9 protein-coding genes and 1 pseudogene are annotated in these 12,515 nt (G+C 30.2%); 7 read left to right on the plus strand and 3 right to left on the minus strand.

Features of this window, described 5'->3' with window-relative positions; translation table 11 throughout:
• Window positions 1-122 precede the first annotated feature (122 nt).
• On the plus strand, window positions 123-1,769 hold the full coding sequence (locus ACQ3F0_RS09350) for a type 2 periplasmic-binding domain-containing protein (protein WP_428864968.1): 1,647 nt from the start codon (window positions 123-125) through the stop codon (window positions 1,767-1,769).
• Window positions 1,770-1,996: 227 nt separating this feature from the next.
• On the opposite strand, the pseudogene ACQ3F0_RS09355 reads toward ACQ3F0_RS09350, so the two are convergent.
• The 3 genes and pseudogenes from ACQ3F0_RS09355 to ACQ3F0_RS09365 all read right to left on the minus strand — a co-directional run.
• A pseudogene (locus ACQ3F0_RS09355) lies at window positions 1,997-2,184 on the minus strand (transposase); the annotation flags it as partial.
• Window positions 2,185-2,336: 152 nt separating this feature from the next.
• Window positions 2,337-3,218, minus strand: a complete 882-nt coding sequence (locus tag ACQ3F0_RS09360) for a carbohydrate ABC transporter permease (protein WP_428864969.1) — start codon at window positions 3,216-3,218, stop codon at window positions 2,337-2,339.
• A 10-nt stretch (window positions 3,219-3,228) separates the two neighbouring features.
• The gene (locus ACQ3F0_RS09365; protein WP_428864970.1) at window positions 3,229-4,227 is read right to left on the minus strand and encodes an ABC transporter permease; all 999 of its coding nucleotides are present in this window, start codon (window positions 4,225-4,227) and stop codon (window positions 3,229-3,231) included.
• Window positions 4,228-4,480: 253 nt separating this feature from the next.
• Between ACQ3F0_RS09365 and ACQ3F0_RS09370 the strand changes: the two genes are divergently transcribed.
• The 6 genes from ACQ3F0_RS09370 to ACQ3F0_RS09395 all read left to right on the plus strand — a co-directional run bounded on the left by ACQ3F0_RS09370 (window position 4,481) and on the right by ACQ3F0_RS09395 (window position 12,513).
• On the plus strand, window positions 4,481-6,424 hold the full coding sequence (locus ACQ3F0_RS09370; RefSeq protein WP_428864971.1) for a heparinase II/III family protein: 1,944 nt from the start codon (window positions 4,481-4,483) through the stop codon (window positions 6,422-6,424).
• An 11-nt stretch (window positions 6,425-6,435) separates the two neighbouring features.
• On the plus strand, window positions 6,436-7,542 hold the full coding sequence (locus ACQ3F0_RS09375; RefSeq protein ID WP_428864972.1) for a type I phosphomannose isomerase catalytic subunit: 1,107 nt from the start codon (window positions 6,436-6,438) through the stop codon (window positions 7,540-7,542).
• Window positions 7,543-7,591: 49 nt separating this feature from the next.
• Window positions 7,592-9,679, plus strand: coding sequence for a DUF4962 domain-containing protein (locus ACQ3F0_RS09380; RefSeq protein WP_428864973.1), 2,088 nt, complete (start codon window positions 7,592-7,594; stop codon window positions 9,677-9,679).
• Window positions 9,666-11,552, plus strand: a complete 1,887-nt coding sequence (locus tag ACQ3F0_RS09385) for a heparinase II/III domain-containing protein (protein WP_428864974.1) — start codon at window positions 9,666-9,668, stop codon at window positions 11,550-11,552. The genes ACQ3F0_RS09380 and ACQ3F0_RS09385 overlap by 14 nt, the downstream gene beginning before the upstream one ends.
• A 44-nt stretch (window positions 11,553-11,596) precedes the next feature.
• Window positions 11,597-11,944: a cupin domain-containing protein gene (locus tag ACQ3F0_RS09390; RefSeq protein ID WP_428864975.1), complete on the plus strand. Its 348-nt coding sequence runs from the start codon at window positions 11,597-11,599 to the stop codon at window positions 11,942-11,944.
• 77 nt (window positions 11,945-12,021) lie between these two features.
• On the plus strand, window positions 12,022-12,513 hold the full coding sequence (locus ACQ3F0_RS09395) for a flavin reductase family protein (protein WP_428864976.1): 492 nt from the start codon (window positions 12,022-12,024) through the stop codon (window positions 12,511-12,513).
• Window positions 12,514-12,515: the final 2 nt, after the last annotated feature.

Here is a 12,515-nt window from a genome sequence, read left to right on the forward strand (position 1 = left end):
CTGATAGTTCAAAAGAATAGACTCTTCAATCAATAAATTTAAAGGTTTACAATAGGGGTTGTACAGCTGCGGTGATATGTATAGTGTCACTGCATAAACTATAAAAATTGGGAGGAAACAAAATGAAAAAAAACAAAATTTATGCAATGTTATTGGCATCAGCCTTAACAATCTCTTCTTTTACTGGTTGTGCTAATGAGCCCAAAAGTACTGATGTGGATTTCAGTATGGATAATCTAGAATTAACAAGTAATGAAGCAGAAAAAATCACATTACCAATATCAGAAGAGAAAATCACATTGAGTTACTTTGCTATGCCTGAATCGTATATAACATCCAAAATGAAAGGGTACTCTGAGATGACCATACATCAAGAGGCAGAAAAATTAACAAATATAAATATTAAGTGGCGTGAAGAATCTTATACTGACCCAAGACCTAAGATGAATTTAATGTTCAGTACAGGAGAACCTGAAGATATCATCTGGGATGTATACAAAGCAACTGGTGGACCTAAGAAATTACTTGACGATGAATTAATTATACCATTAAATTCTTATATAGATAAATATGCTCCTAATCTGAAAAAGTTAATAGAGGAGCATCCAGATTTATTACACCAAATATCAACAGATGATGGACGAATTTTTATGTTTCCACAATTAAGAATTGATCCAATAACTAGAGCAAACTCAGGCTTCCAACTAAGAAAAGACTGGTTAGATAAATTAAATCTAAAAGAGCCAACTACTATTGATGAATGGTATACTGTTTTAAAGGCATTTAAGGAAAAAGATCCAAACGGAAATGGTGAACAAGACGAGGTTCCATTTGTTTCAGCGTCTAGAAAGAAGACAAGCAAATGCTTGAATAACTTTTCAATAGCTTTTGGTGTTATAGATGATTTTTTTGTTGATGATGGTGAAGTTAAATATGGTCCTCTTGAAGCAGGATATAAGGATTTTATTACTACAATGGCAAAATGGTATTCAGAAGGATTGATAGATCCTGAATATGCTGTACAGGAATCCAAAAATTTTGATGCAAAAATTACAGGGGACAAAGGTGGTGCATACTATGCTGCACTATCAGGAAACCTTGGAAAATATTTAAATGCAAAGAAAGGTGAGGAGTTTGATTTAGTAGGAGTACCTATGCCAAAGGCTCCAGATGGAAAGAGTTATGTAGCAGTCGACGCATTTGCTAAATTGGCACCTCATGGAGCTTCTATAGGTGCAAATAATAAATACATTGTTGAAACAGTTAAGTGGTTAGATTGGCACTATAGTGAAGAAGCAGACACTCTATATAACTGGGGTATTGAAGGTCAAGCTTATAATGTTACAGATGGTAAGAAACATTATACTGATTTAATTCTTAACAATCCAGATAATTTATCAAAGGAAGAAGCAGCGGCTAAATATGCTGGTGGAACAATGACACAAATGCCAATAAAAGATAATGGAGATGTATTTAGAGAATTAAAATCGTTACCACAACAAATAGCAGCATCTGCTATTTGGAGCAAGGGAGATACTTCGAAAATTTTACCATTACTATATTTTTCAGATGATAAAACTCTTGAGAACACAAATATATTAGCTGAAGTAAATACTTATGTAGATGAAATGTTTAATAAATTTATAATGGGAATTGAACCAATTGAGAATTACGATAAATTTGTAGAGCAAATTAAAGAAATGAATATAGAATCAGTAGTTGAAAATTACCAAGAATCATATGATAAATTAATGAAAAAGACTAAGTAAATAGATAGGGCTAGGAGCATTATAAACTCCTAGCCCTATTTATTTTATTTATTATTTATAGTATTTTTAAGCATAAACTAAGCTATTTAACTTTGTTACATTAAAAAAATAATATTATTATAGAGGCTATAAATATCATTTTAGCCTTGGTAATCTTTCTAAATTGACTATTTGAACTCTCATAACTTAAGAACATTTAGAACACTTCTATTTTTAAGATTGTTTTATACAGAAAGATAGAATTTGCTGCTTTCATCTATCCATCCACAACATATGAAACTTTAATTACAGCCTGTTTATCTTCTCTAACTTTATAATGTATAGAATCCATAAATACAAATGAATATGTGCTTTCTAAAGACTTATTTTGCCATTCTGATACTAATGGTAATATTTTGTGATCTAAATTATTGAGAAGAAGTTACTTTTATTCAGTTTACACAAAATTTTTTACAGCATATTATTAGACTCACAAGCATTAAAAAACCTCCTATTTGAATTATTATTTTATTAATTACAATAATGATTCAAATAGGAGGTTTTTATTAATGAAATCAAGAAAAAATATTAGCCTTTTACAGCTCCAATCATTACACCCTTAACAAAGTATTTTTGTAAAAAAGGATATATTAATAATATTGGAAGTGTGGCTACCATAATAGTAGCATACTTGATTGATTCCCCTACGGCTTCCTTATCAGAAACGTCCGCACCTGTTATCATTTCATCTAGATTATTTGCTATAACTATTTCACGTAATACAAGCTGCAGAGGCCATAAAGCCCTATCCTTTAAATATATAAATGCAGGGAACCAAGAATTCCAGTTTTGAACTCCATAGAATAAAAGCATTACTGCAATTACAGGCATTGAAAGAGGTACTACTATCTTAGTTAGTATAGTAAAATCATTAGCACCATCAAGCTTTGCTGACTCAAATAAACTTTCAGGTATATTTTGAAATGAAGTTCTCATGATTATTAAATTATAGGCACTAATAGCTGTTGGTATTATTAAAGCATAACGAGTGTTTGTTAATCCTAAATTTTTAAGTAATAAGTAATTTGGAATTAAACCACCATTAAAAAACATGGTGAATGTAATAAGCATCATTATATGATTTCTAAGTAAGAAATCTTTTCTTGACAGAGCATATGCCCCTAATGTAGTCAAGATAATATTTAAACTAACAGCAAGTATAAAGTTGATTAATGTATTAATATATCCACTTAAAATGAGCTTATTCTCAAATACAGATTTATATGCACTTAATGTAAAGCCTACTGGTTTTAGTAAAAATCCATTGTGCTGTATTAATTGATTTGAATCACTTACTGATGCAAATGCTACATGTAAAAAAGGATACATCATTACTATCATTAAAAGAATCATAAATATTATATTCAAAATATTAAAAATCTTTTCACCTTTACTAACTTTAATTTTCATTTTACCCCTCCTACCACAAGCTACTATCACTAAATTTTTTACTTAGCTTGTTAACTGATATTAATAATATAAAGTTTATAACAGAATTAAATAGTCCTACAGCTGCTGCATAACTATAATTACTTTCTTCAAGACCTTTTCTATATACAAATGTAGAGATGATATCTGCTTTTTCATAAATGGTTGAATTATACAGAAGAAGTACTTTTTCAGAACCAACGTTTAGCATTTTACCTGTTCTTAGTATAAATAGAATAATAATAGTACCCATAATGCACGGAAGAGTAATATGGAGTATTTGTTTAAATTTATTAGCACCATCGATTTTTGCTGCTTCATATAATTCAGGATCTATAGCTGTTAAAGCAGCAAGATAAATAATAGTACTCCATCCTAATTGTTGCCATATATTTGTCCCTACATAAATTGGTGCAAAATATTTTCCTAACGCAAAGAAATTGATTGCTTGTCCACCAAAATGTGTAATAACATTATTAACAAGTCCGTTTATTGAAAAGAAATCTTTAATCATTCCACAAACTACAACTAAAGAAATAAAATGAGGTAAATATGTTATGCTTTGTGCTAAACGTTTGAATCGATTACCTCTTATTTCATTGATTAATAGTGCTAATATTATTGGTGCAGGAAAACCCCAAATTAAGTCGTTTACACTTAATGTTAACGTATTCCTTAATAAACGAACAAAGTAATAACTATTGAAGAAGCTCTTAATATGTGTTAATCCTACCCAGTCGCTTCCTAAAATACCTTTTCGAAATGAATAATTCTTAAAAGCTATTTGTACACCATACATAGGTTGATAATGAAAAATCAAGTAATATAAAATTACTGGTATCAACATTATATATAGATTCTTGTTTTTCTTTAGATCTTTCTTAAATAAATTAAAAAAAGATTCTTTTTGAGTTGTTGAATTTTTCCTTATCTTCTTTTTGATTAATGAAGTGTTGAAATTTCTTTCAGTTCTCTTTTTTGTAAATAACATTTTAAACCTCCTATAATTTTAATTTTTTATTAATATATAAAGAAAAGATTACTTAAATCTGATTATACCTAGGGTATATATATATATGAAGAGTCTATATTTTTCAATATTGACTTATCTTTTGAATTTACAAAAAAATTCTAAAATCAAAAGAATAGTACATTAAACAAAAGAACAGACTCTTCTATTTTTGGAGTTTTGTTTTATACTTTTTACCATAAGATTTTTCACAAAACGGGAAAGGATGATGTAAATGGTAAACAGATTAAATCATATTCTTGAAATTGAATTTAATTCTCTTGAAGATATTTTAAAATTTTATAGAGAAAATCTTCCCAAAAGAGTAAAGGATTATAGGTTAGAGGAAGTAGGTCCTATAATGTCAAAGGGAACTAAAGTAGAAATAGAGGGATATATAAATAATGTATTCTCATTTTGTGGCTTAAGTATGGACATGAGTAATGGAATTGATTGGTATGGAACACCTAATGGAGATTTGGAATGGAATGGTGGATTTGTCCGCCAAGGATATTTTATGTATTTAGCAGATGAATACGAAAAAACAGATGATGAAAAGTATGCAGAAACAATAATTAATCATATGCTTGATTATATTGAAAAAATGCCTAGATATAATCCAGAGGGAAAGCCTTATTTAGAATATAAAAAGTCTACATGGAGACCGTTTGAAGTAGCTGGTAGAGTAGGTGAAAATTGGCCTGTAGCTTTATCTAAAATCATTAATAGTAAATCTATGACGCCAGAAAGCTGGGCAAGGATTTTGCTATCAATTTATGATCATGCTGACTTCCTATCTAAGTATCACTGGAGAACTGGAAATCATGCTTGTTTAGAGGTGGCTGACCTTGGTATAGTAAGTATTTTTTATAAGGAATTTAAAAATTCAAGTAAGTGGCTTAAGTATTCTATTGATTTCCTTATGGGCATGTGGGAAGAGGAATTTTATGAAGATGGATATACTAAAGAAATGTCTGGTGGCTATCATTGGGTAGCAATGAGAAATTTTTTTGCCTTTTATGAAGTGGGTAAAAATAATGGATATGAGGAAATTTTCCCTAAAAAATACATAGACAACCTTTATAAAGCCGGCATTGCAGAATTCTATCAAGAAAAGCCAGATTATTCTATACCTATAACAAATGATTCAAATACTTCAACTAATAGAAAAATCCAACTAGAGAAAATAGCAAATGCTTTTAATGTTGAGGAAATTAAGTATAGACTAACAGATGGAAATGAAGGGGTAGCTCCTTCTGAAAACTCTTATTTTTATCCAGAAACTCGTATTGGTGTTATGAGAAGTGATTGGAGCAAGAAGGCTTTATATATGTTCATTGATATGGGGGATTGGGGAACTAATCATATGAATGAAGACCAGCTTAATATTGAAGTGTCTGCATATGGAAGAAACTTCTTGGCGAATAGTGGAAGATGGAGATACACTACTAGTCCTGGTATTACAGATTGGCTTGATAAAGCTAAATATTTTAAAGCTACAGCTTCCTATAATAGTGTAATTGTAGATGGATATAATCAGGTTCCTGGTAATGCAAAAGGAAATATGATTATAAAGGATGATTACGATTTTGCTGAAGGAATTTTTGATGCAGGTTATGGTACTGAAACATCACAGGTTGATGAAAAGCTACTTAAAGAGAAAGGGTTAATTACTCTTAAAGAGGTTATTGTTAAAGATGTGATTCATAAAAGACAAGCAATATTTGTAAAACCTTATTTTTGGATAGTTAGAGATACTATAATTTCTGAAGAAGAACATGAAGCAGAACAAATTTGGCACTATATAAGTGGAGAAGTTAAAACTGTTAATAATGGACAATATGTTTGTACAGAATTCGAGGATGCTAATTTAATTCTAGCTCAACCAGAAGTAAATGTTATTAAGCCTGAAATATTTAAAGGGAATGAAGAACCATTTAGAGGATGGCACTGCCCATATTATGATCAATTACAAGAAGCACCAGAAGTATCTTACAAAAGTAAGGGTAAGGGAGAAATAGTATTCCATACTTTAATATTCCCTATTCAAGGGAAAATAATTGAATTACCTAAGTTCAATAAATTAGAAAATGGTGAAGAAATAGCATATGAAGTTTCTTATGGAGGAAAAAAACATAAAATATTGGCTCCTAAAAGTGGAGAATGGACTTTAAAATAAGAGGTGAGTTTATGGATTTAGAATTAGTTAAGTTCTCTTGCCAACCTTTAAAGCTATTGAACAATAGAGTTTGGAGGTCTTACACTGGAGGGAAGCTTATTGAAGAATGGCAAGGTGAATCTACTGTACAAGATAGTGATAAACCTGAAGAATGGGTTGGATCTATAGTAGAAGCTAGAAATAAAAATTATATTAAAGATGAGGGTCTTAGTTTTGTACAGATTGATAGTAATAAAACAATTAAATTAATAGACCTTATAAGTTCAAATAGTACAGCTTTTCTTGGTGAGAATCATGTGAACAAATATGGAGATACCATGGCAGTACTTACAAAAGTACTGGATGCTGCAATACGGCTTTCTATCCAGGTTCACCCAAATAAAGACTATGCTAAAAAGTTTTTTAACTCTAACTTTGGTAAAACAGAGGCATGGTATATTATTGGCGGTAGAAGAGTGAATGGAGAACCACCATATGTACTGTTGGGATTCAAAGAGCATATAACAAAAGAAAAATGGGAAGAGTTTTTTGAAAAACAGGATATAAATGCTATGATCAATTCTCTTCATAAATTTTACGTTAAATCAGGTGATGTATTCCTTATAGAAGGTTCTGTTCCACATGCTATTGGTAGTGGATGCTTTCTAATTGAAGTACAAGAGCCGACAGATTATACCATGAGAGTAGAGAAAACTGCTTTTGATGGAAGCCAGTTACCAGATACACTCTGTCATCAAGGGGTAGGATTTGAAAAAATGCTTGAATGTTTTAATTATGAAGGACTTTCAAGAAAAGAGACACTCAATAGATGGTATAAGACTCCAAATATATCAAGAGAAGAACCGGGTGGAGAAGAAACAGTCCTAATTGGCAATAAGGATACAAAGTGTTTTTCAATGAAAAAATTCACAATAAAAGATAATTTTCAAGTCATTCATAAATCCGGATTTAGAGTAATTATTGCTTTAAGTGGTAATGGGAAATTAATTTATAAAGATGGTGTCGTTGACATTAAGCAAGGAGATATGTTTTTTATTCCACAGGGTATAAAAGAAATCACTTATAAAAATAATAGAGAGTCTATTCTGGAGATTATAGGATGTTACCCTCCACAATAATATATGATCAACATAGTCCGGTTTTTTATATAGAAAAGAGGTAGTGAAAATGACAAACAGAAAATATTTATTCATTTCACAGGATATTGATTTATTACGAGAAGAAATTAAAACCATACGGAAACCTTTTTTCAAGCGTTTATATGAGGTTTGTCGTTTGTATGCAAATGAACAATTGCCAAAAGAACATCCAGCAAAAAGTACAACCTTTATGGGAATAGCATCTGTTAATTTAAGTTTGGCGTATCTTTTAACTAAACAAAAACATTATCTTGAAGAAGCAAAAAGATGGATTTTCACAGCAGTAAATTACCCACATTGGGGTAATGCACATTTGGTGGATGTAGATTTAAGTGCAGCATGGTTATTATTTGGTCTTAGTTTATCTTATGATTGGTTAAAAGATGAATTAACAGCAGAAGAGAAAACACTATTGAAAGATAAATTAATTTTACAGGCAGATAGAATGTATGATTTTAAAGTAAAAACAGAAGGTGAAGGTTGGTCAACAGCATTTTGGCAAAACCATAATTGGATCAATTTAACTGGCTTGTCAACAGCAGGATATGCTTTAGGTCAAGAGTATGAAAAGTCACAACAATGTATTGATATGGCAAAAGAAAATTTCAATATAGTATATAATGCTATGGCTGATGATGGAAGTGATTATGAAGGGGTTGTATATTGGCGTTATGGTGCTATGTGGTTATTTGTATATGCACATTTACTAAAAGATGCAGAAAATATTGATTACTTTAAGCAATGTAATTTCTTGAAAAATACTTTTTACTATAGGTTGTATCAAGCAGCTCCAAATTTAGAAGAAATTATTAATTTTGGCGATTGTCACGATAGAAGAAGTGGACATTCTGCAGCTGTTTATTACAAAGTAGCAGATGAATATAACAATGAACATGCGCAACATTTAGCCAACATTGTTCGAGAAAAATTTTTATATAGAGAACAATATGAGAGTGGTGTTGGACCAGGAATTTTACCAGAAGCAGGACTTGAATTACTTTGGTATAACCCTAAAGTAAAGGAAAAAACATTTGAGGATTTATCATTAGTAAAATATTTTGAAGATTTAGGATTAGTTGTAGTTCGTTCTAGCTGGGAAAAAGATGCTGTTCATTTTTCATTTAAATCAGGTCACCCAGGTGGTAAGAAACAATGGAAACAATCTTGGGATATGTTTAGAGAAAAAGGTTGGAAAACTAGAGGATTATCACATCAACATCCTGACAATAATAGTTTTATTCTACATGCTTACGATGCATATCTAGCAATAGACGAAGGATACAATAGAACTGTCAAAGCCTGTGAACATAATGTTGTTACTATAGATGGAAAGGGTTATCCAAATGAAGGTCAAAACAATATTTGGAAGAAAACACCTGAAGATGTTACGGCTGACATAGAAATGTTTAAAAGTGAAAAGGGGATTACTTATTTTGTTGGGGAAGCACATAAAATGTATGAGCCAAGTTTGCAATTGACTCGTTTTGCGAGAAATGTAATTTATACCGAAAAAGGATATTTTATAATGCTGGATGAATTGGTCAGTGATTTGGATCATACATATACTTGGACAATGCATGCAGATACAATTCCAAATGAAATAGAGGATAGAGTTTTTGAATATGAAAATGGACCTGCAAAAATGAGTTTGTATTCAATTCAGCCAAGTGAGTGTAATTATAAGTTTAAAAATACAGATGTAAGAGCCATAATGACAACTCAAGAACCAGATAAATTTAGAGAAACTAAAATGAAAACTATTAATATAGAAAATAAAATAAAATCAAAAGACACATGGTTCTTAAATGTTCTTTCAACAAGAAGTGCTTTTGATGAAGAAGAAAATAGGATAAAAGAAATTGATAACAATGAAACACAAGGTGTTATTATTGAAAATAAAAATGAAAAGGAAATTTTTCTATTCTCGAAATCTAGGAAAATTAACTTCGCAATAATAGAAGCTGATGCAAAGATAGTATTATTACGATATCAAAATGATAAATTGAAAAAGTTTATGGCAGTGGATTGTAAAGAGCTTACAGTAGGGGAAAAAAAATTATTAGATAATAGTTCTCCTTCAACAGTGATTCAGGAGGTAGAAAATGAATTATTTTAGTGATTTACAAATGATTAAAGAATTGGATCAAGGTAAAAAAGTATATTATCCTATGTTAAATGATATGGATAAAGAAGTTACTGATTTTGCTGAAACTTTTCAAGATGATTCTAGCAAAATGAGTGAGTGGGGTCATAATTATTTTTGTGAAGAAGATGGTGGAAGACTTATATTTGACCTTGAAAAACCTCATTCTCACATATGTGAAATATGTGGTAGAGAGTTTAAAGGACAAATGTTTGATAATGTATGGGTATATTTCTATAGAAATACTGCTATTACAACATTATTAAAATCTGCAGTTCTCTATAAAGTAAGAGGTGAGGAAAGATATTTAGATTATATAAAAAAGATTTTATCTTTCTATGCAGATCATTATAAGGAATTTGTTATCCATGCAAAGGATAAAGTTATTAATGATTTAACATACGATGTTGGTGGTGCTGCCAGAATAATGCCCCAGGCATTAAATGAAGCAATTATTTTAGTACGTATTATTAATGCCTTAGAAATGGTAAAAGATAAAATCGGAAAAAAATATTTGGATGAGATAAATCAAAAATTATTCATTCCTGCAACTGAACTATTAAAACCACAGCTGATTAGAATTCATAATATTCCATGTTGGGTAAATAGCGCTTTAGGGATTGTAGCTTTATTTACAAAGAATGAAGAACTATTAGATAAAGTTTTCAATAGCGAATTTGGAATTAGAAATCAATTAAAAAAAGGCGTTACAGAAGAAGGATTTTGGTATGAAGGATCTATTCATTACAACTTCTTTTTGTTAGAAGGTGTAACAAATTTACTTTTATTTGCTAAACTTTATGATTATGATTTTGGTGAAGAAGAAGCTATTATAAGAAAAATGTTTGAGTCTGCATATTATTATGCATTTGATAATGATATTTTACCTAATCCTAATGATGGATGGCCAAATGTTAACTTGAAAACTTATAGTTACATTTATCATATAGCAACTAAAATCTTTGGAGAAAATAGTGAAGTAGGTAACTTCTTGAAGAATATTGAGAAAGGAAGTTTAGAACGTGCAACAATTCCATTATCAAGACCATATTATTTCCAAAATGAAATTCCATTAGAAAGATTGACTTTCAATCCTGATTTAGATTTTAGTACTATGGAAAAAATCAAACGAAGTTCAAATAACTTTGCATCATCTTATTACGGTACATTAAGGAATAACAAGATAAATGTATTCTATAAATATGGGCACAGGGGACCTTCACATGCTCATCCAGATAAGATGAATATTGAAGTTATGATAGGACAGTCAATATTAACTAGAGATTTATCTAATGCAGGCTATGGATCACGTTTGTGCAATGAGTGGCATAGAATGTCCTCATCTCATAATACAGTAGTGGTTGATGGAAAAAATCATGTATCAACTGAAAGTGGTATAATCTTAAAATTCACAGATGAAAATTTATATGCAAAAGTTCAAGATGTTTATGAAGGAGTAGATTATAAAAGAAAAATTGATTTACTTCCAGCTGGATTTAATGATGAATTTACAGTAAGCTCTTCAGAAGGACATACATATGATTGGTTCTTCCACAGTGAAGCTAAGCTATTATCAGAATTAAATTATGAGCCTGCTTCTTTAGAATTCAATGAAAATGGATACCAACATATTAATAATGTTAGAAGAGTTGTTAGTGATAATAATGTAGTTTCATTAGTATGGGAATTAGATGGAAAGATTATTCAAAGTGAGATAGACATTACAGAAAAAGAAATGTTTATTTGTGATACTTTTGATAACCCAGTTTCATCATTACGTACTTCTATAATTTTAAGACAAAAAGGGAATGAAGCTACATTCAAAGCTTCATGGAAGCTAGGTTAACTATATAAAGTGGATTTAAAATATAAAATTAGGGAGGAATTTCAATGGCTGAACAATACTTTTTTCACAATGTAGATATTGAATTAGAAAAAGTAGAGGATAAAATCGAAAGAAAAATCGTGGCTCATGGTGGAGATATGATGATTGTTGAAGTTCATTTTCAAAAAGGTGCTATAGGTGCTATGCATGAGCATTTTCATGAGCAAGTAAGTTATTGTATAAAAGGAAAATTAGAGTTTACAGTTGGAGATGAAACAACAATTATTGGTACAGGTGATTCTGTTTTTATGCCAGCAGATCTAATTCATGGTGCAAAAATTTTAGAAGATGATACTGTATTATTAGATATTTTTACACCACAAAGGAAAGATTTTTTAGGTAAGAACAACTAATAAATATTTATTAGTTATAGAAATATAGTCCCATATTATAAATTTATAATTATGGATAAAAACAAGGAGGAATTATTATGGAAAAAGTTCAAGGGAATATGAAAGGATGTTTTCAACCAATGCCAAAAATACTAGTTTCTTGCAGAGGTATTGATGGTAAAAATAATGCATTAGCAGTAGCATACTGTTGTAATTGTAGTTTTGATCCACCAATGCTTATGGTAGGTATTGTTCCGTCACGACATTCTTATAAAATGGTGAAGGAGACAGGCTCTTTTGTAGTTAATATTGTTACAAAAGAACAAAAAGAAATGTTTGACTATTTGGGTAGTCATAGTGGTAGGGACGAGGATAAATTTTCAAAACTGAACATTAAAGTTGAAGAAGGAATAAAGGTAAATGCTCCTTTATTAGCAGATTGTCCTATAAACATAGAATGCAAGGTAGTGGATTCTATAGTTACTGGATCACATGAAATGTTTGTAGGTAAAATCGAATATGTTCATAGTGATAAAGAAATAGTTGATGATAAAGGTAACATTGACTTCTCTAAAATTGAACTTCTCTAAAA

The sequence above is a fragment of the Clostridium sediminicola genome, assembly GCF_050402865.1.
GTDB lineage: Bacteria > Bacillota > Clostridia > Clostridiales > Clostridiaceae > Clostridium_AF > Clostridium_AF sediminicola.

Bases quoted from the DNA above. Each gene is read 5' to 3' on its own strand.
- ACQ3F0_RS09365 (WP_428864970.1), bottom strand. From the start codon at position 4,227: ATGTTATTTACAAAAAAGAGAACTGAAAGAAATTTCAACACTTCATTA.
- ACQ3F0_RS09390 (WP_428864975.1), top strand. From the start codon at position 11,597: ATGGCTGAACAATACTTTTTTCACAATGTAGATATTGAATTAGAAAAA.
- ACQ3F0_RS09370 (WP_428864971.1), top strand. From the start codon at position 4,481: ATGGTAAACAGATTAAATCATATTCTTGAAATTGAATTTAATTCTCTT.
- ACQ3F0_RS09350 (WP_428864968.1), top strand. From the start codon at position 123: ATGAAAAAAAACAAAATTTATGCAATGTTATTGGCATCAGCCTTAACA.
- ACQ3F0_RS09380 (WP_428864973.1), top strand. From the start codon at position 7,592: ATGACAAACAGAAAATATTTATTCATTTCACAGGATATTGATTTATTA.
- ACQ3F0_RS09375 (WP_428864972.1), top strand. From the start codon at position 6,436: ATGGATTTAGAATTAGTTAAGTTCTCTTGCCAACCTTTAAAGCTATTG.
- ACQ3F0_RS09385 (WP_428864974.1), top strand. From the start codon at position 9,666: ATGAATTATTTTAGTGATTTACAAATGATTAAAGAATTGGATCAAGGT.
- ACQ3F0_RS09395 (WP_428864976.1), top strand. From the start codon at position 12,022: ATGGAAAAAGTTCAAGGGAATATGAAAGGATGTTTTCAACCAATGCCA.
- ACQ3F0_RS09360 (WP_428864969.1), bottom strand. From the start codon at position 3,218: ATGAAAATTAAAGTTAGTAAAGGTGAAAAGATTTTTAATATTTTGAAT.